The 23,221-nt window shown below is 58.2% G+C and carries 13 protein-coding genes and 9 pseudogenes; 11 read left to right on the plus strand and 11 right to left on the minus strand.

Going from position 1 to position 23,221, the window contains the following annotated elements:
- Nucleotides 1-256 precede the first annotated feature (256 nt).
- The 3 genes from P6U23_RS27590 (at nucleotide 257) to P6U23_RS27600 (ending at nucleotide 1,585) form a co-directional block, all read left to right on the plus strand.
- Nucleotides 257-970 (plus strand): aminotransferase class I/II-fold pyridoxal phosphate-dependent enzyme, encoded by a 714-nt coding sequence (locus P6U23_RS27590; protein ID WP_407175616.1) that lies wholly within the window; start codon nucleotides 257-259, stop codon nucleotides 968-970.
- Nucleotides 971-1,076: 106 nt separating this feature from the next.
- Nucleotides 1,077-1,223 carry a hypothetical protein gene (locus P6U23_RS27595; protein WP_407175617.1) on the plus strand — a complete coding sequence of 49 codons (147 nt, stop codon included), beginning with the start codon at nucleotides 1,077-1,079 and terminating at the stop codon, nucleotides 1,221-1,223.
- A gap of 56 nt (nucleotides 1,224-1,279) precedes the next feature.
- Entirely contained in the window at nucleotides 1,280-1,585 is a 306-nt protein-coding gene (locus P6U23_RS27600; RefSeq protein ID WP_407175618.1) for a hypothetical protein, read from the plus strand.
- 243 nt (nucleotides 1,586-1,828) lie between these two features.
- Here the strand turns inward: P6U23_RS27600 and P6U23_RS27605 are convergent.
- The 4 genes and pseudogenes from P6U23_RS27605 to P6U23_RS27620 form a co-directional block, all read right to left on the minus strand.
- Nucleotides 1,829-1,999: pseudogene (locus P6U23_RS27605) on the minus strand (transposase); the annotation flags it as partial.
- Nucleotides 2,000-2,226: 227 nt separating this feature from the next.
- Nucleotides 2,227-2,631, minus strand: a complete 405-nt coding sequence (locus P6U23_RS27610) for a hypothetical protein (protein ID WP_407175619.1) — start codon at nucleotides 2,629-2,631, stop codon at nucleotides 2,227-2,229.
- A gap of 421 nt (nucleotides 2,632-3,052) precedes the next feature.
- Entirely contained in the window at nucleotides 3,053-4,054 is a 1,002-nt protein-coding gene (locus P6U23_RS27615; protein WP_407175620.1) for an aldo/keto reductase, read from the minus strand.
- Between the two features lie 65 nt (nucleotides 4,055-4,119).
- Complete coding sequence (locus P6U23_RS27620) at nucleotides 4,120-7,140, minus strand: non-ribosomal peptide synthetase (protein ID WP_407175621.1); 3,021 nt, start codon at nucleotides 7,138-7,140, stop codon at nucleotides 4,120-4,122.
- A gap of 302 nt (nucleotides 7,141-7,442) precedes the next feature.
- On the opposite strand from P6U23_RS27620, the gene P6U23_RS27625 reads away from it, so the two are divergent.
- The 4 genes and pseudogenes from P6U23_RS27625 to P6U23_RS27640 form a co-directional block, all read left to right on the plus strand.
- Nucleotides 7,443-7,904 carry a GNAT family N-acetyltransferase gene (locus P6U23_RS27625; protein ID WP_407175622.1) on the plus strand — a complete coding sequence of 154 codons (462 nt, stop codon included), beginning with the start codon at nucleotides 7,443-7,445 and terminating at the stop codon, nucleotides 7,902-7,904.
- A 44-nt stretch (nucleotides 7,905-7,948) separates the two neighbouring features.
- A pseudogene (tnpC, locus tag P6U23_RS27630) lies at nucleotides 7,949-8,929 on the plus strand (IS66 family transposase); the annotation flags it as partial.
- A gap of 77 nt (nucleotides 8,930-9,006) precedes the next feature.
- Nucleotides 9,007-9,566 (plus strand): annotated as a pseudogene (locus P6U23_RS27635) (LysR family transcriptional regulator); the annotation flags it as partial.
- Between the two features lie 119 nt (nucleotides 9,567-9,685).
- Nucleotides 9,686-10,766, plus strand: a pseudogene (locus tag P6U23_RS27640) (IS630 family transposase); the annotation flags it as partial.
- A 783-nt stretch (nucleotides 10,767-11,549) separates the two neighbouring features.
- Here the strand turns inward: P6U23_RS27640 and P6U23_RS27645 are convergent.
- Nucleotides 11,550-11,678 carry a hypothetical protein gene (locus tag P6U23_RS27645; RefSeq protein ID WP_407175623.1) on the minus strand — a complete coding sequence of 43 codons (129 nt, stop codon included), beginning with the start codon at nucleotides 11,676-11,678 and terminating at the stop codon, nucleotides 11,550-11,552.
- A 455-nt stretch (nucleotides 11,679-12,133) separates the two neighbouring features.
- Here P6U23_RS27645 and P6U23_RS27650 point away from each other — a divergent pair, with 455 nt between their 5' ends.
- The 3 genes and pseudogenes from P6U23_RS27650 to P6U23_RS27660 all read left to right on the plus strand — a co-directional run.
- The gene (locus tag P6U23_RS27650; RefSeq protein ID WP_407175624.1) at nucleotides 12,134-13,408 is read left to right on the plus strand and encodes an aminotransferase class I/II-fold pyridoxal phosphate-dependent enzyme; all 1,275 of its coding nucleotides are present in this window, start codon (nucleotides 12,134-12,136) and stop codon (nucleotides 13,406-13,408) included.
- Nucleotides 13,409-13,574: 166 nt separating this feature from the next.
- Nucleotides 13,575-14,360 (plus strand): SDR family NAD(P)-dependent oxidoreductase, encoded by a 786-nt coding sequence (locus P6U23_RS27655; protein WP_407181602.1) that lies wholly within the window; start codon nucleotides 13,575-13,577, stop codon nucleotides 14,358-14,360.
- Nucleotides 14,361-14,869: 509 nt separating this feature from the next.
- Nucleotides 14,870-15,434 (plus strand): annotated as a pseudogene (locus tag P6U23_RS27660) (transposase); the annotation flags it as partial.
- Between the two features lie 1,030 nt (nucleotides 15,435-16,464).
- On the opposite strand, the gene P6U23_RS27665 reads toward P6U23_RS27660, so the two are convergent.
- From P6U23_RS27665 to P6U23_RS27685, 5 genes and pseudogenes are all read right to left on the minus strand, one after another.
- Entirely contained in the window at nucleotides 16,465-17,154 is a 690-nt protein-coding gene (locus P6U23_RS27665; RefSeq protein ID WP_407175625.1) for a hypothetical protein, read from the minus strand.
- A 383-nt stretch (nucleotides 17,155-17,537) separates the two neighbouring features.
- Entirely contained in the window at nucleotides 17,538-17,792 is a 255-nt protein-coding gene (locus tag P6U23_RS27670; protein ID WP_407181603.1) for a transposase DNA-binding-containing protein, read from the minus strand.
- 176 nt (nucleotides 17,793-17,968) lie between these two features.
- Nucleotides 17,969-18,361 (minus strand): annotated as a pseudogene (locus tag P6U23_RS27675) (ATP-binding protein); the annotation flags it as partial.
- A pseudogene (gene istA, locus P6U23_RS27680) lies at nucleotides 18,361-19,670 on the minus strand (IS21 family transposase). The pseudogenes istA and P6U23_RS27675, both read right to left, overlap by 1 nt.
- Nucleotides 19,671-20,104: 434 nt before the next feature.
- Nucleotides 20,105-21,097, minus strand: a pseudogene (locus P6U23_RS27685) (IS110 family transposase); the annotation flags it as partial.
- A 92-nt stretch (nucleotides 21,098-21,189) separates the two neighbouring features.
- On the opposite strand from P6U23_RS27685, the pseudogene P6U23_RS27690 reads away from it, so the two are divergent.
- A pseudogene (locus P6U23_RS27690) lies at nucleotides 21,190-21,487 on the plus strand (transposase); the annotation flags it as partial.
- Between the two features lie 410 nt (nucleotides 21,488-21,897).
- On the opposite strand, the gene P6U23_RS27695 reads toward P6U23_RS27690, so the two are convergent.
- Nucleotides 21,898-22,791 carry a 3-keto-5-aminohexanoate cleavage protein gene (locus P6U23_RS27695; protein WP_407175626.1) on the minus strand — a complete coding sequence of 298 codons (894 nt, stop codon included), beginning with the start codon at nucleotides 22,789-22,791 and terminating at the stop codon, nucleotides 21,898-21,900.
- Nucleotides 22,792-23,221: the final 430 nt, after the last annotated feature.

Below are 23,221 nucleotides of genomic sequence, written 5' to 3' on the forward strand. Positions count from 1 at the left end.
ATCGCCGAAAGAACCTCTTTCGTACGTTGCACCTGCTCTTGATCACATACTATGATCGAACTGAACCAACCTCCAACTACATCCCTCATCTCATAAATCGAATTTCAATCACCTCACTGCCTATTAGGACTCCAAGAAGAGATGCCACTGCACGGCAAGATCGCACTGCCCCTCGTATTGGTCGGCGTCGCGCTCATGTGGCCCGGCTGGCGGGACGGCTGTGCAATCCGACGGGGCGGTCTATAGCCGAGGCGAGATGCTGGCCCATGCCGTGGTGCAGCGCGGCTATGCCCATGTGCATGGGCTGTCCGACAATATCTATGAAAAGCTCACGTATAGCGCCGATTTTGTTACCATCACTGGGGTGGCGCCGGGGCTGTATAGCCGGATCCTGACCGTCAACGGCCCGTCCAACGCTGACGCAATCAGCGGCTGGCGCGTTGGTTGTGGCGTAGGGCCTCTGATTAAGGCCATGAGCCTCATGCAAGGCCAAACGTCGTCCCACGCCAGCTCGGCTTCGCAATATCCTGCGATCGAGGCATTGTCTGGCGGCCGGCATCATGTCGATGAATTTGCGAATGCCTTTGAGCAGCCTCGGGAGCCTGTCGCTGCGAGGCTGAACAAGGCCGAGGTGCCTTCGTGCCGAGTGCCGGACGGCGGCTTCTATATTTTCCTCTCCTGCGCAGGTGTTATCGGCAAGCGCGCACTGGACGTCAGGGTAACCGAAACCGAAACACCGATTTCCCTATGTATCTGCTCAACGCTTTCGGCTTGGCCGTCCTGCCCAGCAGCGGCTTCATGGCGTCGCCCCATATCCACATTTCCTATGCCTCGTCTCTCGAGGACCTCACCCGCGCCCGCGACCGGATCGCCTACGCGCGCTGTCGAAAGATCTGTCAATGCCTGCTGCCAAACGCCTCCGCGCTCCCATGGCCGAGACCGGCCTTGTCTACATCATGGCCGCCCATAGCCCGCTTTCCGCGATCCTCGCAGAAGAAGCCGGATTCGACGGTCTCTAGGCATCTGGCTTCGAGCTGTCCGCGCTCTACGGCCTGCCCGACATGAGCTTGATTTCGATGACAGAGCATCTGGAGATGATGCGGACGATCGCCGGGCGCACGACGCTGCCAATCGTCGCCGACATCGATACGGGCAATGGCAATGCAATCAATGCTATCCATGGCACCCGCGAATACGAGCGAGCCGGCGGAGTGCTGTGGTGATCGAAGACAAAACCAGTGACGAGCCTTTGCCGGCGGGCGGCAGGAGTTAATTCGCATTGAGGAGTTCCAACGCAAGATCCAGGCTGCCCGCGCGACAAGACGGGAGTTCGGATTTTCTTGTTATTGCCCGTACAGAAGCCCTGATCGCGGGTCTCGGCCAAGCAGAAGCCCTGCGGTGCGCACAAGCCTATGTGCAGCTTGGCGGAGACATGATCCGATTTATTCGAAAAAGGATCGGTCGGAGATCGAAGGCTCCTCGCGCCTGGAGCGGATCGGTGCCGTTGGTCATCGTGCCGAACGCATACCCGGATCTGGACGCCGAGCGGGTGAAGGCGTTCCGCAATATCCGCATGGTGATTTAGGGCAATTACGCCATCAGAGCCGCCGCAACTGCCATACAGGACACCTTCCGCCGGATGATCCCGATGGCGGCGTACAGAACGTGCATAAGGAGATTCTGCCCGTGGAGGAGATCTTCAGATTTCAGAAGGTGGGCGAGTTTCAGGCTGCTGAAGCTCGCTTCCTTTGCTGAGTGACATCGTTCCGTTCTCGCCCTCCAACCATCAAGATTCCGCCCTACGACTGATGGGCGGGCGTCACTATCCCTTTGATGCGACCTCCTTGAGCATGGCCCCGTCGAGCAGCGCCTCTCTCAACATCTCCTTTCGCGTTCTCGTCCTCGAGCGCCTTCAATCGGTTGGCATCGGACACTTCCAGCCCGCGTATTTGACCCTCCACTTATAGAATGTCCCGCCGCTGATCCTGTGCTTGCGGCACGTACCGTTTTCGTCCCGGCCCCTGCTCCCGCGAGACTCCTATGATCTGGTTCCGTGGATCGGCTCGGCTTCATGCCCACCCCTCCGAGGTGATGGACTCTGTCCCATTTGTCGAGGAGATTGCACGCGATGCCTCTTTGCGCGCAACTGATAGTCAGAAAACACAAGTGATAGCCAGTCTCGAAGCCGAGCCAAGAGGTGCCAATGGAAAGATCATCACATCCCGGTCATTCCGCACGCAAGGCGAGTTCCGGCTGGATGACCTCGAGACGGATGACAGCGCCAGCTCGCCGACTGAGCGCCATCACGCTGTTCTCAATCAGTGCGACGAGGCTTTCGAGAACACCACAGGGTTTTCCACTTTCCTGGCCGCGATCGAACTTTCCCAGCAACAGCAAGGCGCAATTCTTGTCTGATCGGGCACAGAAGACTAAGGCGCCGGTACCCTCAAATTCCTGCACCACAAAGGCGTCGTCCGAGGCGATGCCTGAAAGCGGCTCATAGGCTTTGCGTAGCCTTGATCGGATCACAGCGTACTCCTCCCGAGATTCGATGACGCCGGCAACGCACAGGTATGGCAATTTTGCTTCAGCCCGCAGCCACACGTCGGTTCCGTCTGCTTTATGAAACACCTCGCTCTCCCTGGCTCTTCTAAAGCCGCCCAGCTTCCGAACTGGCAAGACGCTTCAATCGTCCCGATCACACTCCGGTCTTTCGGACCTACGGTCGCGCATATTTGCAGATAGATCCCGCATCCGAGTTACGCGTGGCCTTGCGGCCTGATCTTAAACCCCTTCTTGCGCCCGCTCGCTTTGACCGCGCTCAAACGGGGCCCCTTCATGGGCGACAAGCTCTCGTGGACCATCCTTCGTTGGGGTCATCAGGACGAACCGCGTGGCTGCCATTATCCCCTAAGATCATCGCATCATTCATCAATTGGCAGACTCTCAGCTATGTTCATAGACGAGCGAAAGAGAGCAGTCGATGGGGAGCGCGGAACAGCCCGCTGGACGATCATTCCAGTTCCGAACCACGTTCCTCTTCCGTACGTCCTCATTGAGACCATTCGGTCGGCTCACGATCCCACCTGTGGGCACGAAGTTTGGATAGTAATTCCACCGGCAATGGCGACATTTGGCTCACGGCAAAATTGCTGCAGACGTGCCCGATTTTGCGCATTCCAGGAATTGTAGTGGCAACAGCTGGATGATGAAGGATGAAACGAAGCGCCGCTTCTGGCATCGACATACCCGAAGGAAGACAGGCGCGCAGGCTCTCCGCGCGCGCGACGCTACATCTGAGATTCTCCGGAACGAAATAGCTGTTTCGCCAGTCCCCTTTAGGCCAAGTTGAGTCTAGGGTCAGTCTCCCGGTCAGGGTACCCTCATCAAACGGAACCCGTGCGATCACTGCGATGTCTAGCTCCTGACAACGAGGGAAGAGCTCATCTGCTGGCGCTTGATCAAAAATGTTATAGATGACTTGCACGCTGTCGATTAGCCCAGTCCGCACCGTATCGAGACAGTTCCATGGCTCCCAGCGGTTCACCGAGAGGCCCACACCCTCGATCAGGCCCTCTCTCTTCCAATCTTCAATCAGACGTTTCCAACTGTCGCTTTTGGCCCAACCATCTTCCCATACGTGGAATTGCATAAGATCAATTCTGGAGACGTTCAGATTCTCAAGACTTTTATGAAGGTATTCATCGCAATAATCTGCAGGAAACAAGCTCTCGAACGTGTCTGACCTCTTTGATGGCCAAATCCGATTCCTTGGTGGAATCTTGGTAGCTACATAGAGTTTTTTTCCTGAGTGTCGCCTCAAGAGCTCACCCAGAAACCTCTCCGATGCGCCGCGGCCGTAAATCCATGCAGTGTCGAAGAAATTGCAACCCAATTCAACCGCGCAATCAAGGCTCGCTATCCGATCCTCTTCACCAACGTCGATCCATCCGCCCTCACCTCCTCCTATGCCCCACATTCCATAGCCGATTTCGCTTATACGCCAGTTTAGGCGTCCGAAGCGTCGCTGTCGCACTCCCGGGGAGGTATCCATACTAACCATCGAATTCGTGTTTCTCGAAGTCATGCGCACGTTGAGGCGAGCTCAAGAGTAGGACCTCATGGCGAGGCGGGCGTCACTATGTGCCGAACCAATTCGTGAGGTTCGGGCCAGTCAATTCCTAACGCCGCGGTCGCGGTTTCATGATAGAGCAATCCGGGCTCGCGAAAACGGCCCAAGAAGCGGTCAACTCCTTCGTCTCCCCAAGCCGGAAGTGGTAACTGAGCAAGAAGCCCCCTCAGTTCTCGGACACATGGAAACTCTTCGCTGACGCTTTTAAGTTTCGCATGGAAACTCGCATAGTCTACCTCTTTCAATGGACGGCGTTCGTTCACAGCCGCGAAGAAGTCTTGAAGATTAAGAGCTCTGCGATTGAACACGTGATAATTACGTGCAGCGTTAGGGCTTTCGGTGAGCGCCTTCGAGATCGCTTTCGCCAAAACATCAACCGGTGAGAAGTCAACGGCAACAGGAAGCCTCGTGTAAACGTTCATTCGAATTGATGCGCCGATAATTTGATGAATGATCGACTTCGGATTGATGGCCGCCGTTTTAACTGAAGGCATTGCCTCGCCAATTCTGAAGACCGAAACCGGTATCCCCGCGTTTCGTGCTTCGAGCAAGATAGTCTCGGCAGCGGCTTTCGTGCACTCGTATCCGCTCAGTTCCAGGGCATCAGTAAGGGGCGGAGTCTGCGCCTCTGATGTGACGAATGATGTCGGCCGAAAGACGGAAAGGGTAGACAGGAAGTGGATTGGAATCGGATCCCCTGCGGATGAAAATTCGATCACATCGATTGTTCCCTGAACATTTATAGGGCGTAGCTCTGCATATGGCTTCGCTAGATTCACCTCAGCGCCGGCGTGCAGCACGAGGTCGCTGCTTCGAGCCAGATCTCGGAACTGTTTGAGCGGGAGTCCAAAGTATCTCTTGCCGAGCGTCCCAGGAACTACGCTGATACGCTCATTGATCCGATCCGGATGGATGCGATTTTGAGCAAAGGCCGATTTGAGGCGATCCCGGCCATCTGCTTGGCAACTCGCTCGGATGAGGCATATGATCCGTTCTATGGGGCTATCAAGCAAAGCATCTAGGGCATGCACGCCGACATAGCCAGTAGCACCGGTCATAAATACAGTACGTGGTCGTAGCTGCTCGATCGCTTTGCTGGGTCGGGGACCTCCAATGATGCTCCACGCCCGTTCTAGATCATCGTTCACCAGCGCTCGCAATCTCTCGATTTCTGGTTCGTCCGCACTCGACCGAATGAGCATCTCTGCCATCATGCTCGGCGTGGGCGCGCGCATAAGCATATCTACCGTCACGGCGCGGCCTAGCGCTTCCGAGATGCCAAGGATGATGTTCACTGCCGAAAGTGAATCGCCTCCCTCGTCGAAATAGTTCGTCTGCGCATCCGCATCTGGAAGCCCGAGTTCGGCCCTCCAAATTCTGGTTAGCGTCGTCTCCAGGACTGCGTCCTTCGAGCTCGATTGTGCCGTCCCGCAAGCGCAAGATCCGAGCAACGCCATGAGTACACCGCGATCGACCTTTCCATTCGGCGTGAGCGGCATCTGGTCCAGGAGGTAGATTCTGGAGGGCACGCTGCCTTTCGGAAGATAGCGCTCAAGCTCTGTTTTCAGAGCTTTCGGAGACACTCTGCTATCCGAGCACGCAAACCCGATTAGAGTGGCAGAGCCGTTTGGCAGGGTGTGAGGAAGTGCCACAAAATCTGTGATGCCCGGTACGCTCAGGGCCATGGAAGACACCTCTCCGAGTTCGATGCGTACACCTCCCAACTTGATCTGCGAGTCGTTTCTTCCGTTGAAGTGAAGCAAACCGTCGGCGCCGACGTGCCCAAGATCGCCGGTAAGATATAGTCGAGGATAGGGAATCTCGTGAAACGGGTTGAGGATAAAAGCCGCTTCTGTTTGCTGTGGCTCATCGAAATAGCCGGCTCCGAGGCAATCGCCGCTGATAGCAATTTGACCGACCGTCCCGACCGGTACAGCTCGGTTCCTTTCATCAAGGATGACAGCGTAGGTGTTGGCGATGGGACTGCCCAGCGGAATTTTGCTTTCGTCGGTTTTGCAGATTTCGTGGAATGCCATGCCTATGGCGCATTCCGTCGGGCCGTAAGTATTTATGACCGAGAGGCTCGGAAGCAAGCGCTTGAGTTTGCGGATAGTCGAAGGATTAATTTCCTCCCCTCCGACGAGGAGAAACCTCAGGGAGCTCAGTAATTCGACCAGCGAGGATCTAGCTTCGAGAGCGCGGACAAGAATGCTAAGAATTGATGGCACAAAATCGGTCATTACGACCTTATGCTCCGCGATCTCCCTAAGTGTAGCGTGAACATCGAGGATTCCGCACCTGTCCGGAATAACGACTGTCGCACCAATACTCAGCGGCCATAGAAGCTGCCACAACGACGAATCGAAGACGTGATGGCTGTTCTGGAGGACGGTCTCCCCAGGGCGAAGGTCGAAGTACCGGCTCATGTATGAAAAGCGATTGAGGAGTCCGCGTTGAGTATTCAGGCAGCATTTTGGTGTTCCGGTAGAACCCGACGTAAAGACTCCGTAGCAAATGTCTTCTCCGTTCCTCACAACAGGTTCAGATTCAGAAACCCCACAGAGGCTGATCGGAAAACAGGCGACGCCTTTTGGTTCAAGCAAGCTGGTATCCAAGCTTCGTTCAAACAGAACCACGTGAGGGGACAGGTTTGTTAGCACGGCCTGCAAGCGCTGCTCTGGCCATTTGATGTCTAGTGGCACGAAGGCAGCTCCAGCGAGCATCGTACCAAGTATCGCGATCACCAGCGGTACCCCGCCTCCACAGAGGATCGGAACAAGGTGGTTGGGCTCGATCTGCCGAGTTCTTAGCTGTTGCGCTGTTGCGCTCGCAGCAAGAGCAAGTTCTCGATAGGAGTACCTCGTCGTCCCATGTACTAGCGCAATCTGCTCCGGTGACGCGTTCATCTGCCCCACAATTTGCTCGATCACTGTTTTGTTAGGCAATTCAATCTTGGGGCCGGCCAAAACCGAAACGAATCTTTTAGGCTGCAGGACATCGGGATCCATTTGGAGCTCCCTAGCGGACTAGCGGATTTGGCGACGAGATACTACCTTGAGCTATCAAGAGGTTATGAGTGCCAGTCCGAATGTTCTACTACAAGACTTGATCGTTTACGCGACCGGGGAGAGCGGCTTTTCCTTCGTCAAGAAGCCATGTCCATGACTCATTTGCTCCGAAAATGGATAATGTGGCGGAGGATGGACAATCGCACATACGCTGCTCAGTTCGCAACTTAACAAAGGCGCGCTAAATGGTAGTTTCCTCGGGATGCCGCCCCGGCACGACGACCCCAATCACGATACGCCCAATGAACGAGAGCGACATGCCAGAGTTGCTTAGGCTTATGCATGCGATTGTCAGTTTTGAGGGCTGTCAAAACTTCCGGCTGAACGAATCGGAGCTGCTTCGGCGTGGCTTCAGTAAGCGGCCGGAGTTTGGCGCTTACGTTGCAGACTTAAGCAGAGGAACACTCGTAGGAATGGCAGTGCATTACGAAATCCCGTTCATGCATACGCTGCAGCCATTGCTGATGCTGAAGTGGCTCTATGTTGATCCGCAGCACCGCGGTCGGCGCCTTGGTCAAAAGCTCATGGGCCAAATGGCCTTGCACGCGCATGCGACGGGACACGACTGCTTCTACTGGTTCGTGCGGAGGGAGAATGTATTAGCGCAGTCGTTTTATCGCAGCATCGGCGCGACGGAGGATCCCACGTGGCGGAGGTGGGTAATGGGTACTAACCCTGGCACGATGTCGTGGCTTATGCAATGACGGTCACAGCCAACTACGACGGCTGGGGCACACGCGGTACTACCGTCGCAACCGAAGCAGTTCTCGCCCAGATCGCAGCGACCAAATACGGCTATGGCTTTGCCGCTGTGCCCGCAGGAGGCGATCTATGCGCGTGATGGTGTCGATCTCGACCGATCGCTGATGGCGCAATGGATAGGCAAGGTCGGCTTCGAACCGTAGCCGTTGGCCGATTTTGTACTGGAGAACATCAAACAGGGTCAGCGGATCTTGGCCGATGAGACGCCCTTGCCGACACTCGCTCCCGGATCGGGCAAGGCGCAAGAAGCTTGGCTGTGGGCATATGCTCGGGACGACCGGCCTTTGGGCGGCAACGGTCCGCCGATGGTGGCTTATCGCTTCGAGGACAGCCGCGGCGGCGAATGCATTGAGCGCCATCCGGCGGGTTTTGCGGGCATTCTGCACGTCGACGGCTATGCCGCCTTAATCGGCTCGCCAGGTCGGCGGGTGCCAATGAGGGCGTAACACTGGCTGCCTGCTTTGCCTACGTCGGAGGCCATTCTCCGGGCTGCACGTCAGCGAGAGCTAGCACCTGGCGACGCAGACCGTCACGACCATGGCCGGGCTATGGGAGATCGAGGCGACATCTGCGGCCAGGATCCGCGACGCGGGTGAAAGGACAAGTCCAGCGCCATCGCCCGCGATGGACAAAGGAGCTGCCCGCCTGTCCGGCAAATCCAAGTTGGCCGAGGCGGTCCGCCACGCTCTATCGAGGGTCGCAGCCCTCGAGCGCTTCCTGACCGATGGCCGCATCGAGATCGACTCGAGCGTTGTCGAGCGGGCAATAAGGCCGCAAACGATTACGCGGAAGAATGCGCGCTTTGCCGGATCGCATGGTGGCGGTCGGATCTGCGCGAGCATTGCAGAGGGCGAAAATGAATGAGGTCGATCCACATGTATGGCTCACGCAAACTCTCGAGCGCATCGCGCGGGACTGGCCGATCTCTCAGATCGAGCCCCTGATGCCTAGGAATTTCCAAGCCTGAACGGCCTCAGCTTGGCTTACTGATAAGCAGCAATCCGGCTATAAACATTGAATAACGTGATGACAACTTTCATGGCAATGTCTGCCGGGAACAACTGGGCGCCATTGCAGAAGCTGCCGGAGCAGAAATTGGCTACTGAAAGCGATGAAGTGCCGCTCAATGCGATCCGGGTGTTTGTTACGATCGCCCGAGAAGGAAGCGTAACGCGCGCGGCTCACGCATTGGGAATGACACAGAGCTCGGTCAGCCGCTACCTAGCTGTGCTGCAGCACTATCTGGGTACAGACCTGATCGAGAGGCGCGGCCGACGGAGCGAATTGACCGAATTCGGGAGGCTCTTTGCGAACACAGTTGCCGAACCACTGGATACCGTGTGCTTCACCGCCAAACGAATGCGCAGCCGGATTCAGCCGGACGCCAATCGGATTGTGGTCCGTACATCGCTTTCGACCTTCGCCTACACATTTCTCATTCCGAATCTCCACGCATTCTCCGCTGAAACCAATGGCGTAATTGTAGACGTGATTAGTTCACCGTCTCAGCCGACCTCTTCCGACAATTACGATGTTTTGATTACACGCGATCTTTCACTCGTCGAACCGGCCGACGACTGGAACTCTACAATGAGCAACTCGTCTGACCAGCGCATAGGCGCGCGGTGGTATCGGCTCTCGGACTACGATCGCGACAGCCTAGTCATCTGGAACGGACGTTCGTCAGATATGATGGCCCGACTCTCTGCAGAGGAGAGCGCCTGTGGCGAATGCAGATGTTAGAGGCCGACCAATCGAGCCGCTGGTGCTGAGTGCCGCAAGAGCGCACAGGCTCATCCTTATGGTGTAGCCCGATCGCTGTCCGAGCGATGCCGTGCGATCCTGCGGTGTGCAGAGGGCTTGCTAAGCAAGTCTGTGGCTGTCCAAGTTCGCATCCATGAACACACACTTGGCAAGTGGCGCCGCTGATTCTTGAAGGACCGCGGCGATGGCCTGCTTGAACGAAGCCCGCCCTCGCCGCCCTTGAACCATCGACGGCGATCAGCTTTCTGAGCTAATCGAGCGGACCATTGCGTACAACGCGATCCGACGCGACGAACTGACCCATCCGCTCGATGGCTGCGGAAACTGGCTTTTCTCACGCTACGATCCGCCGAATGTGTGGACGGCTTTCGGCTTGCAGCCGTACCGCAGCCGGACATTTTAACATTTAACTGTCGAGCGGGTACGCGATATTGTCGAGCGTTATCTATGCTCCCCGAACCGAGCCGTTGTCCTCAACGTCCATGAGAAGAGTCAGACACAGGCGCCCGACCGCGAGCAAACAGTCTTACCGATCATGCCTAGCGTCGGGAACGTCTCACGCACAGGTAGGTGCGGCATTGTACGACTGCGCTTTTTGCCGCGCTCGGTGTCGCGTCCGGGTTTGTCATTGGAAAATGCCACAAGCGGCATCGGACGATCGAGTTCTTGAAGTTCGTCAAAGAGATCGACGCTCAAATCCCTGAGGGGCTCGCTGGCCATATCGTCGTGGACAACTAAGCAACCCGCTAGGCGCCCAAGATAAAAGCGTGGCTCGCTCGCCGACCGCACTATCATGTTGACTTCACTCCGACTTCTGCGTCATGGATCAATTCGCATCGAGCGCTGGTTCGCGGAATTCACCAGAACGCAACTCCAACGAGGTGTTCACATTCGGTGAGGCAACTCGAAGCCGCCATCCGGACCTTCATCAAACTGCACAATAACAACCTGAAGCCCTTCAAATGGACCAAGTCCCCAAACCAGCTCTTGGCTTCTGTCACGCGCTTTCGTCACAATCGCAGACATTATGTGGCGAGCTTCAGACTCACGTGACTAGATTGCGGAAGGCGACCCATACCGGAGCGATACGCGGATGCAGAGGAGCTTCATCGATCAGACTGCCAGCTAGGCGAATGATGGACGCTTTGAACGACGCGCTCTTCAGCTCGCGGTCCCAGACGCGCATCACGCCGGGATGCTGACGGGACCGCTTACAACGATACGACCACACCCGCAGTGCTGATGTCGGAAAGTCGACAAATGCGGTACGATGGGTTGCAGAGTCTTGTGAGGCACCATCCCTACCGTTGCACAACGTGGGCAGCAGACACCGCGATTGGCACGCCAATTGCTCAGACGAAGGAAAGCGCCGCCGCCAGAGGCGTGAGTTCATTCCAGGAGTAGCCGATGACACTTGCCCAAATTGATCCCAACGAATGGGTTGACGTAGTCTGTGCTTTCGTGCGGCACAGCGGCACAATTCAACGACGTTGCCACACGCTCGAGCCAGCCGCTCAACCAGATTGCTACAAGCGTTTAACCAGCACGGCATGAGGCAATACGACGGTTCGGCTTAATCGGAGACTTTGATAAGATCGCACCCATGCCTGTGGCGTGCCAGATGCTTCTCTCGCTCGAAGATTCCGTCCCGAGCGGCGATCTTCTCCTTCTTTTTCGATGGACTGAACTCGCGCACCGCACGCAACAGTCCGATCCTTTGAACAGCAACAGTCTCGCCTTGCACGCAGCGACTGAAACGCGATCTCTTTAAGAAGGACTAGGAAATGCAGCTTGTTGTCCAGACTTCATGCAGCTCCCCAGCGTCAGCCGTGTTTGTTGGCAAAGATTCGCGCGGCAACTGGGTTGCTCGCGAACAGAACGGCCTTTTCGGCGGCGTATTCTTGAACCGCGCCCAGGCAATCAAATATGCTCTGTTCGAGAATGGCCATCATCCAGAAGCCATCGTCGAAGTATCGCGCGAAATCGAACTGGATTTTGCGCCGGCTCCTTCGTCCATTACGAGCGCCCCTGCGAATCGGTGCCAGACAAGCAATTGTGGTGAATTCCTGCGATGTGACGGTTTGTGCGCTCCCTCAGCTCCGTAATTAAAGCTGGCATCATGCTGCCTGTCGGGTGTAAAGGCCCAGGCCACGCAACTGCTTTTCCATTGGTCCACCGGCGGGAGTGGCTGGCGTAACGATCCGTCTGGGGCTAGTCCTGTCACATTTGGTAGCTGCCCAAGCGAGCTTGTTAGTGATTTAGCTTGCTTCTCGAGAGAGGACGACCGCGCTGCCGCAAGACTTGGCAAGCACCTCCGGTGCTTACCCGATGTCGCCAAGCCTTATCGTCCCTGGGCACAGCTGAGCGGCGGCCTGAATATCGCCGACAAATTGGAATTGGGAATGAAATGCAACAGCAGATCGCTCCGCCGGATGGGGGACTTGCAACTGGAGGGGCTGCGGAGCCGACGTACCTGAAGATCGACAGCGCGCCATATTTCGACCCAGCGATGGCGGGGCTCACAGCCGTCGGCGATCGTTTCAGGACCGGACGCCCCACTAATTCTGGGAACTATGCGCTTGGCAGCCGTACACAGGTAATTGATTTCGTGCGGTGCTCATATCTCGGCCTCGACAATCATCCGGTGATCATAGCTGGGGCGACGGAGGCGATTGAGGCGAAGCGGCCATTGGATTGGTCCTCAGCCGCGACGCCGCTCCGCTTCGCACTTCTGACAGAGCTTGAGGAAATTCTGTCCGAGATCTTCAACGCGCGCGTGCTCGCCTTTTCCAGCGCCATGCTCGCCAATTTTTGTGCCATGCCCGTCCTTGCTTCGGGTCTATTGACGGGCGGCAAGAAGCCGCTACTGGTGTTCGATCATTCTGCACACGTCTCGCTCGCTTATCACAAGCCGGTGGCGGCCAACGAAACGCGAGTAAAAACGATCGCGCATAAGGACATGGACGCTCTCGAACGCCTATGCCGTGAAAATCCCGTGGTCGCCTATGTATGCGATGGTATTTACTCCAGGGGAAGCCATTCGCCGATCGAGGAGCTGCGTGAGTTACAGGAACGTTATGGCCTCTTTCTCTACATCGATGATGCTCATGGCTTGTCAATCTTCGGCCCTCAAGGTGAAGGATTTGCTCGCTCTCAGCTTCCGCAAGAGCTCGGTGATAGAACCATCATAACAGCCTCGCTGGCCAAGGGTTTCGGCGCGTCTGGCGGAGTGTTGATGCTAGGAGCAGCGGATCACGAGGCGCTGTTTCGACGGCACTCCATTCCCCAAGCGTTTTCGGCGGCCCCCAATCTGGCAGCGGTTGGCGCTGCGCTCGGGTCATGTAAAATTCACCGTTCCGCAGAACTGGGCCAGCGGCAGAGGCGATTGGCGCAACGCATTGATCTCTTTGACCGTCGTGTCGCAACCGCCGGGCAAGGAAATTCACTTCCGATCCGAGTCATCGCAATCGGATCGGAGACGAATGCGATTGCAATCGCAAAGCGACTTTTCGATTCCGGCTTTTATACGCTGGTGACGTTCCTCCCAGATCTCGATCAATGCAGGGCCGGCATTCGGGTGTGCATTACTGCGGAGCATGATGTCCGCGACATAGAGCGGCTGTGCGACGCCATCTTAGAGAACGTAGCCGAAATAACGGGAAAGCCTTACCCCATTAGGTGACCACAGGCAGCTGGGACGCACACGGAAGAGCAGATGCTGCTTCATGCTACCGCCGGCAGCGCACCCGCCTCAATTCCGCGCCATACATCAGAAACTTCGCGCGGGTTCTGCTCCGCGAGCTGGTGTGCCGCCCGATAACATGCGATTGAACTCTCAAGAAGAGGTGATGATGAAGGATGGATTTTGCGCGATCGTAACAGGATCGGCGTCGGGGCTTGGAGCGGCGACCGCTGCTCTCTTGGCCAAAGGCGGGGCGAGGATCATCGTTAATTTTTGCAAGAGCCAAGAGGAAGCCGAGGTCACGGCAGAAGCCTGCCGCCAGGCGGGCGCTGCCGAGGTCCTACTGGTGCAAGGCGACGTCTCTCGCGATGATGATTGCAGAAAGATCGTGGCGGCCGCTGCTCTGTGGGGACGGCTCGATGTGCTCGTCAACAATGCCGGTACTACAAAACATGTGCCCTCTCACGATTGGGACGGGCTCTCGGCGGAGGATTTTCAGCGCATCTATGCCGTCAATACCGTCGGAGCTTATCAGATGATCCGTGCGACGCGACCGCTGCTCGAGGCCGGCGCCAAAGCGGGCGGACGGCCGACCGCGGTGGTGAACGTGTCTTCGGCCGCCGGCATCAGCGGTAATGGCTCATCGGTCGCGTACTCGGCGAGCAAGGGCGCGCTGAATGCCATGACTCTGTGGCTGGCCCGGGCGCTGGCACCTTCCATTCGCGTTAACACCGTTTGTCCTGGCTATATCGACACGCCCTGGTTCGTCAAAGGTTGTGGCGAAACAGATGCTCGACTTTTGCGAGAGGCTGTGATGGCGCGTGTGCCACTCAAGCTGGCATCGACAGCTGATGATGTCGCGCAGCTGGTCTGTTTTCTGGCAAGCCCCGCGTCGAGCAACATGACCGGCGAATGCGTGCGCATCGATGCCGGCCTGCATCTGACGTTGTGAGAACGCGAAAACTCAATGATAACCATTATGGGCCGAGAACTCCACGCGTTGCATGCGGCTTGAGGTAAGCTCTAGCCCGCAACATCGGTTGCGCAATGCTTGAGTTCGTGCCGGAAACCCGGGAGCGCGACACGTGCATGATGACTCGCTTCGCAATCAATATTCTCGCTTTGCCCCCAATAGGGGCCCTTGACTAAGGCCAAACAGAACGCCGCGTAATCGAACTTCGCGCAGTCCGGAGCGCCCAGGAGGGCTTCTCGCCGCCAGCGCCGGCATACTCTGGCGAGATCACGACTGCTTCGGCCGGGGTTAGCTTTCATCGCCGTTCGAACTGCATGTCATCGAGGAGCCTCGGTTATTTTAGTTGCCGATCCCCATTGGGCGTCGTGGCCTATCGCACGGCCCTGGTCAAAGCGCGCGGGAAGAGTTCGCCACGTAAATATTAACTGGTCGGATGTAGCGTATCCCTCGGTTGAGAGCCACCTTGTTTGACGGACGCGGGCGCTGGGAAAAATGCCCGGGAAGGTAAGAAGGGCAAACCGACCTCTCCGATCGCGCTGGAGGCGCTCAGACGCCTGGATGCGTTGTTCGAGATCGAGCGCGCCATTAACGGCCGCGGCGCCGACGAGCGGCGCGCCGTGCGCAGGAACAGAGCAAGCCGCTTCTCGAGGACATGCACGCCTGGATGCTGCGTGAGCGCGAAACCCTCTCGCGCTCCTCCGAGGTCCTGAAGCCGATCAATTACATGCTCGTGCGCTGGGACGACTGCGCCCGCTTCCTCGACGATGGCAGGATCTGCTTGACCAACAATTGCGCTGAGCGCGCATTGAGAGGCATCGGCTTGGGAAGGCGCAACTGGACCTTTGCCGGAAGCCAGCGCGGCGCTGACCGGCCGCCCTCATGCTGACGATGATCACGACCTATCGCCTCAACGACGTCGATCCCAAGGCCTGGCTCGCCGACATCCTCGCTCGTATCGCCGGTCTTCCCGTGTCGCGTCTGCACGAATTGCTGCCCTGGGAATGGAAGCTCCTGCGCCAGGGCGACAAGCCCGCCGATCAGCAGGCCGCCTGATCTTCGCGTAACGCCATCATAAAGCTTGCAGTGCCGGCGCGCATGCGTCAATCAGGCGGTCCTCGTCGTATGCGTACGATGTAACCCCCCTGTTCTCTGGCGCGGAAGACGCCGGGCTGCGTTAAACATGGCCCAGAATTCCGGTGATGATCGCGTGATCGACATCGGCGTACCGACGTAGCGCGGCAACGCCGAGACGACATCCTCGTCGATGTTGCCGATTGCAAGCCTTCCCTACTGAGCCAACAAGCGAATTGGCGAGCTGAACGCTCGTAGCCGCTCACCGTCAAGCAGGAATGTCTCAGCGTCCGAGATGCGGCCATAAGCTCTGTCACTGCCGGGCGAGATCGCTCGCCTCCATACTAGGCCGATGATTGCTGCAACCTTGCTTCAGCTTGACGAAGGTTGGCTTCCTCTCGTTCTCATCAAGACAGCGAACGAAACCTCGAATTTTGCTGAGACCAGATCGCACGGGTGTCAATCTAGGCTACTGAGAAGTAGAAAAACTTCGGATCGGCTGGCCGTGGACCCTAATCGTGTGTTACGCATAATTCCGGATGTCAATGTAGCCGGTCGTCAGCCGCACTCGCACGCCGACCGGCAACCGAATCATCGCGCCCGTCCATCAGATAGCGCTGCCACCTCTGATATCAGCGTCGCGGCGCCGACCGAACCGGTGATCCGCATTCGAACTCCGGCCGCGGACTCAATCTCAATAGCGGTCACGGAGGGCGCCGTTAACGGTTTGATGATCTGGCGCAACGGAGACTGCCGCAAAGCCGACTTAGTCTTTGACGCCGCGAAACTCCGAGCAAATCGCGTGAACATCATGGCGTTCAGCGATGTCGACGAGACTGGGCCCAGGCGAACTCTCCTCGACGATCAGAAGTTTCCGTGCAGTCCTCGACCTCTTTCGTCGCTCTCGACCAGATAGAACCGTAACCGTCGTCGTGTTTGCTTATTTACAAATTAATGAGCAAACCATCTCGCGCTCGGACGTGATCCAGCAAAGCGGCTCACCGGCTTTCAATTACCGACGAATTCTCCTCCGACCATCGCGCCCAGCGCGATGTCGGTGAGGCGTGACAGCCCGCGCCGCATAACGGTATTGCCGGGCGGCGGATCGCTGGCGCGGGGGAGATGACCGCCGAGCCGGGCGATCTTGATCAGATAGTCGCGAGAGCATTTTCTTTTTTGCTTTTGGTTTGTCGTTGACGAGGCGATCGAGCACGTCGATTTCAGTCGCGGTCGACGCGACGGTTGGCGGCGTGTCTGGGGCGGAACGGTTGAGCATCGTCATCCAGAAGACCCGCCAACTCAGGATGCAAAACAGCGAGATCAGATTGGTCAGACGCTGGGCGGTCCTGAGCTTCGACTCCTCAGCTTTGCAGCCCGATTTGAGGATCTTGTGGAACACCTCGATCTTCCATCTCAAAGCATACCATTCGAGCTTCTCAATGGCGTCGGTGCGGGAACCAACAGGCAGGTCGGTGATCAGCTTCCAATCGATCTTCTTTCTGTTTTTCGGCGTCCCGCGCTCCTCGGCATGGATCACCGTCAGGGTCAGAGCGGGATAGCGCTTCTGCTTTCCGATCGGCGGCAGGACGCGAATCTTGCGATATCTGATCTCAAGAACGGCCTCGTCGGGATCGCCGTTGCTGTCTCTGACTTCGATGCGATGGAGCCCTTTGACGGCGACCTCGTCCATTTCGTCGGCCATCGTGTGATTCCCGTCTCCAGCCAAGCGGTCGACGCAGGTCCTGATCCGGAATGAGTTCCGATCGCCTGTGCCGCGCAGAAAAGCTGGTATATGTCACTCTGGCGATCACCAATATGGATGCATCGTCCCGGATGATCAAAGAGTTGGGTAGACTGCTTGAGATTTTCCAACCACCGGACGCTTTCCTTTTTCTCGATGGGAATCCGGGTCGGATTGATCTTCTTTTTAAGCGCGGCCGTCCCCTTGAATTTCTTGCGGGTCCAGAACTTAACGGCCGCCAACCCCAGCGGCATCCCCTCGATTGTGACCGCGAGGGCTCGAATGCATCGGGATGCCGCAAACCGTGTGCGATCTGAGGCGACCCGCCCTATCCCGTCCACTGTTTATGCTCTTGGTGATGCCGATCGCTTCTGACTTCTCGCGTTGATAGGTGAACTCGGTTGTATCGTGCAGCACAAGAACGAGACCTTCAGTGGCGGCGGCACGATCACGTCTCGATTGGAAATGGCCGGCCAGAATGTCCGCTTCGCTGACCCGTCATTAGAGAAGAAGAACCGGTAGGCTGCCTTGGTATTCGCCCAATCCTGGCAGACGAGCGGAATGCTTTGTCCCATAGCGCTTCCAATCTGCGTGAGCAGCTTGCGGAAGCTGTCGCCGAGCCGCGCGTCCCTAAACTCGCATCCACTACTCTCTCATCCCAACATTCACCTTTCAAGGACCGCAAACTGCCTTTTGCCGATCGATCACTTAATGTCAGCCCCATAGAGAGCCCCTCGCGAATCAGGTGCTCAGCAAGGAATCACAAGTGATTCACCTCTCGCCCGAGCGCGATCGACAAGTGCGTCTTACCGACGCCCGGCGGGCCGAGCAGCAGCACGTTCTCGCCGTTGGCGATCCAACGTGACGCGGCCAGGTCGCGGATCTGCTTCGGATCGATCGACGGCTGCGCCTCGAAGTCGAAGCCCGCAAGCTCCTTCACGGCCGGGAAGTGTGCGAGTTTCAGTGCCATCTCGATGCGGCGATGATCCTTGCGCGCGATCTCGCGCTCGCACAGCAGGATCAGCGTCTCACGCGCCGACAGGTTCGCGCGCGCCGCCTCGTCGAGCAGGTTGTCGAGCTGGTCGCGGATGCCGGAGAGCTGCAATCGCGCCAGCATGGCCTCGAGCCGATCGATTGGTGCTTCGGTGACCTTCTTTGCGCGCGCCATCAGAAGCTCCCTCCGATCGCTGCTTCGTATTCGGCAAGAGGACGCAACAACGAGGGCAGTGGAGAAGGCGCCGGCACTGTCGGTGTCGCGATTGCCGGTCGGCAGACCGCGCCATTGCGGCCGGCAACCCCGTCGAGGTGGGCGGAATCGACGATCCGCAGCCGGCGACCCTCCGATTGCTTGTGGACCGCAACCTCGCGCATGCCGTGGCGGACGCGCACCTCGCCGGCCGCGACCGTCACTGCCACGCGCTCCCCGATCAGCCGCCAAGGCACCGAGTAGCTGTTTGTATCGATCTCGACGGCTCAATCGTTGCCGACGACACGGGTCAGTTCGCGCAACGATCCGAACGACGGCTGCCCGCCGAGCGGCTTCAACCGGTGTGCCTCGTCACGCGCAAAGCGAGCGATCGGCGCCTCGCCGGTCGTGCCGTGGATACGCACGTTCGCCACCTCACGCTCCCACTCGGCGAGATGCGCCTCGAATGCCTCCCAACTAGCGAAGGAATGCCCCGCGATCGCGTTCTTCTTCACGGAGCCGACGCCATTCTCCGTCTTGCCCTTCGTGCGCGCCCGATACGGCGCGCAGGCGCGAGGACGGAAGCCCCAGTGCTTCGCGAACGCGATGAGCTTGTCGTTAAACTGAACCGACCGGCTCACCGCGTCGTGGCGCACCACGAGGGCGCGTGGATTGTCCATCAGCACTTCCTCCGGCACGCCGCCGAAGGTCGTAAATGCACTCTCGAGCCCGGCGAACCAGTGCTCTTGCTTCTCGGCCCGGAACGCACGGACATGCAGCCGCCGCGAATGCCCGAGCGTCGCCACGAACACGAATGCTTTGATCTTCACCCCGCCGATCTCGACCAGGCGCTCGCCGAAGTCGATCTGCAGCTGCCGGCCCGGCGGCGTCTCGAACCGCGTCGTCGCCAGCGCTTCGGCCTTCAGCGCCTGCCGATAGGGCTGCACGGCGCGTTGCAACGTTCGCCGGCTGACTGCCACGCCTGTTTCGGTCAACAGGTCCTGGCGCACCACATCCGCATTGCCGCGATGCCGAATGAACCTCTCGCGCAGCCAACCCTCGAGGCCATGGAGTCGTTCGTCCGCTCAGGCGATTTGAACGCCTTCAGCCCGCCCGCCGCCACGTAGTCCTTCACGGTGTGGTGGCTGCAGCCCAGTTGCCGGGCAATCCGCTTCAGACCCCACCCGCACGCCCTCAGGCGCAACATCTCCGCCACGTCATCCGGCGTCTTCATCACCTGCCCCCGTGGATCAATCCACGATGAGCTTTCCGTGATTCGTTCCTCGTTCATTAGCTCTCTCCTCGGCTATCCAAGGAGGGGGCAATTCCTCGTGACGCCGAGGGGGCAGTTTTCCATGGCGCGCGACAGATCAGCCCGAGTGGTCAAAGTTATGGGTAATTGAAAGCCGGTGAAGCCCGGTGAAGGCCGCCTTGCCGAATGAGGCGTGTTGTTGAGAACTGTCCTTATGGACATGTGTGGACGCCCCCAGTGATGCAAGAAGAATCTCTGGAACGAGCAAGGAGCGCGGTCGGGTGCGGCCTCTGATGCGGCCGTTATTTGCCGCCGGCCCGTATGGGAGTTCGCGGAGCGGGTCCAATTCAGTGATGCGCGCTCGGGGCGCGTGTCCATAACTTGGTTTTCCCGATCCCGTCTCTGACCGTTGCGCCATACTCTCCGTTCGACCTTCTCGCACCGCGGGCAGTGGTGAAGCTAGCCCGCCATACCGGAGCTCGATACGTTCCGCCTCTTGCCATCAATGCCCAGACTATGCGCGCCATCTTGTTGGCAGCGCCACAATCACCAGCATGGGTGGCTTACGATTCAACATGTTCGTGAGCCATGGGTCGGAAGAGCCCCTGCGCCTTGCCCATCGCACCGCAGCACTTGCGCAGATGATCAGTAGTCTGCGTAGTGTTCGCTCACCCATTCGAGAGGTCTCACCAAGCTTCTGCTTTCCCCCGGTTGAGCGCTGCAGCGGTGTTAGACCGAGCCAAGCTGCAAAATCGCGGCCCTTCTTGAAGGCCTGAGCAGTCGGGGCTAACGCAACAAGCGCTGTCGCGGTAACAGGCCCTATCCCGGGAATGGTCATTAATCGCTTGGCTTCCGTATCCGCTTTAACACGATGGGCGAGTTCTTGGTCTAAATGGGCGATCTTCTCATCCAGGGACTGCAACTGGAGATGAGCAATTGTAGGATCGATTGGGCCATCGCGGGGATATCTGCTATCCTATCCAGGAGTTTGGCGACGTGACAGGGCTCCTTTGCGACGACGATCCCGAACTCAGCCAGATGGCCTCGTATTGCATTGATGATTTGGGTTCGCTGGCGAACCAGAAGATCGCGAGCACGAAATACTAGAGACGCTGCCTGTTGCTCTTCTGTTTTTATTGCTACGAAACGCATGGTTGGCCGCTGTGCGGCTTCACAGATCGCTTCCGCATCGGCTGCGTCGTTCTTTTGCCGCTTCACATACGGCTTGACGTAAGCGGGTGCAATGAGGCGAATCTGACGCCCCAATTTTGCGATCTCTCGCCCCAATGATGGCTGCTCGCGCAGGCTTCCATGGCAACCGTAGAGGCCGGCTGCGTGGCGAAAAACTTGAGTACCTGATCTCGTCGCAGCTTCTTGCGGAAGATCACGGCTCCTGAAACGCTCGAGCCATGTACCTGAAACACGTGCTTCGCAAGATCCAACCCAATTGTACCAACGCCTGGCATGAGAACCTCCGTTTCGAATGATGAACACGGCCACCTTGCCACAGGGAAGCCGTGAGGGGGCGTCCACCCCATCAGTGATAGGCGCAGTGCCCAAAGCGATCAATTACTGCATCAGCCGCTGGGATGCATTTAGCCGCTTCCTTGATGACGGTCGGCTTTGCATGTCGAACAATGCTGCCGAGGACGAGTTACGGGCGGTCGCATGGGACGAAAAAAATTGGACCTTCGCCGGGTCCGACGAGGGCGGCCGGCGCGCGGCCGCCATCTACAGCCTCATCGCCTCCGACAAACTCAATGACATCGACCCACGGGCTTGGGCTTGCCGGCGTACTGGCGCGCCTACCGGATCACCCTGCCAAGCGCATTGACGAACTGCTGCCTTGGAATTGGCGCAGCCTCAAAGCGTCGCTCACGCCGCTTAAGCTCGATCAGCCTTGCGCCAAAACGGCCCAGCCGGGGCCTTCGCCGGATGCGTACGGTCTTTTCCAAGCTCAAGGACCTGCTCCGAAAAGCCGCTGCGAACCGTCAATCCCGTCTGCACGGCAACAGCGCAGGTTATCGAACCTAATGCTTTGCTTAAGTTGAACGCGTGTGCGGCGACAAGGCGGTTGGGGTGATCCACCTCGCCTCCAGAGGGAAGGCGCAACCCGTCGAGGACCAGGTCAAGGTATCCGGCGCAAGCGCCTGGCTAGGCGTCGCGAGTGCTGATGCTGCCGACTCTACTTTGCGGCCCACCTGCCGCCGATACCGGCCCCAGCCCAACCGCTCGCGTCCGGCTCTTAGCTATGGACTTTGGCCTCTCAGACATGAACTTTTAATGCGAGCTTCTCGCGCATCTCATTCGGAGTCATCACCCGCACACCGATCCGCTCGAGAATCTCGATCGCACGCCGGATGAGCTCGGCGTTGGTCGCCAGCCGCCCGCGGGAGACGTACAGATTGTCCTCCAGTCCCACCCGCACGTTTGCGCCGACTAATGGCGCCAACGCCACGTACGGAAGCTGCATCCGTCCAATCGAAAAAGCCGAGTAGACCGCACCGGCCGGGAGCTGGTGCACGAGAGCTGTCAGCGTGGCCGGATCGTCCGGCGCGCCGTAGCGAATCCCCATGCATAGCTGAATCAGCGGCGGGTCGCTGATCAGCCCCTCTTTGATCAACTCGTGCGCCTGTACCAGATGCCCGGTATCGAACACCTCGAGCTCAGGACGAACTCCGAGCTCTTGCACGCGTGCGGCCATCGCGCGCAGCATCCCGGGGGCGTTGAGCATGACATAGTCGCTGCGAGGACCGAAGTTCATCGATCCGCAATCCAGCGTGCAAATCTCAGGCAGCAGCTCTTCGACGTGTGCGAGCCGCTCAAGCGCGCCCGCCATGTCCGTCCCGACCCCCAGCAGCAGCGGAGAGTGCGCCCCACCCAGCACGAGGTCGCCGCCCATTCCCACACTCAGGTTGATCACCGGATTCACATCCGACTTCCGAATGCGCTGCACAACGTCCCGAAATAGTACCGGATCACGCGAGCCTCGCCGAGTATCGGGATCACGCACGTGGATGTGCACCGCGGTCGCTCCCACTCGCGCTGCCTCGATGGCCGAGTCGGCGATCTGCTCCGGTGTCACCGGCACATAGGGGCTACGCTCCACCGCATCCCCTCCGCCTGTGACCGCACAGGTGATGAACACCTCAGAAATCATTTTCACCTTCTCCTTTTACCAACGCTTGGTGTGTGCCAAACCGGGCCGACGACAACTCTTCATCTTCTCGCCTGACGTAGCAACTAGGTCGATTGGCCGCGTATTCATTAGGAACTCCCCAGACAAGCCCGCTGCGAACGCCTTACCAGCGGCAGCTCTCAATCCAACAATCGGCGTTCCGCTCGGGGGACTGCCGTGTGCCGCTTGCCCGACGAGGGAACACACGTGCTGCTAGAAGAGTGCTCTAGTTACGAGGCGGCGGCCCTCGGATTTCCGGCGGCGCCTGAGTCAGCTGAACACGGCTAGGATGACCAAGTTGAAAGCTCGTGTGACGCCGCTCGTCTCTCGATCGAGAGTTTGATGATGAGCGCCGCATGTGGACCTCGCGGCCGACATGCTCTCCATCGGTGCATGGTCGGGCATCATGCGT

This window comes from Bradyrhizobium sp. STM 3562 (genome assembly GCF_045571435.1).
Classification (GTDB): domain Bacteria; phylum Pseudomonadota; class Alphaproteobacteria; order Rhizobiales; family Xanthobacteraceae; genus Bradyrhizobium.

Bases quoted from the DNA above. Each gene is read 5' to 3' on its own strand.
- P6U23_RS27645 (WP_407175623.1), bottom strand. From the start codon at position 11,678: ATGATGGCCATTCTCGAACAGAGCATATTTGATTGCCTGGGCGCGGTT.
- P6U23_RS27595 (WP_407175617.1), top strand. From the start codon at position 1,077: ATGACAGAGCATCTGGAGATGATGCGGACGATCGCCGGGCGCACGACG.
- P6U23_RS27620 (WP_407175621.1), bottom strand. From the start codon at position 7,140: ATGGATCCCGATGTCCTGCAGCCTAAAAGATTCGTTTCGGTTTTGGCC.
- P6U23_RS27695 (WP_407175626.1), bottom strand. From the start codon at position 22,791: ATGATTTCTGAGGTGTTCATCACCTGTGCGGTCACAGGCGGAGGGGAT.
- P6U23_RS27625 (WP_407175622.1), top strand. From the start codon at position 7,443: ATGAACGAGAGCGACATGCCAGAGTTGCTTAGGCTTATGCATGCGATT.
- P6U23_RS27590 (WP_407175616.1), top strand. From the start codon at position 257: ATGCTGGCCCATGCCGTGGTGCAGCGCGGCTATGCCCATGTGCATGGG.
- P6U23_RS27615 (WP_407175620.1), bottom strand. From the start codon at position 4,054: ATGGATACCTCCCCGGGAGTGCGACAGCGACGCTTCGGACGCCTAAAC.
- P6U23_RS27665 (WP_407175625.1), bottom strand. From the start codon at position 17,154: ATGGCCGACGAAATGGACGAGGTCGCCGTCAAAGGGCTCCATCGCATC.
- P6U23_RS27655 (WP_407181602.1), top strand. From the start codon at position 13,575: ATGATGAAGGATGGATTTTGCGCGATCGTAACAGGATCGGCGTCGGGG.
- P6U23_RS27650 (WP_407175624.1), top strand. From the start codon at position 12,134: ATGCAACAGCAGATCGCTCCGCCGGATGGGGGACTTGCAACTGGAGGG.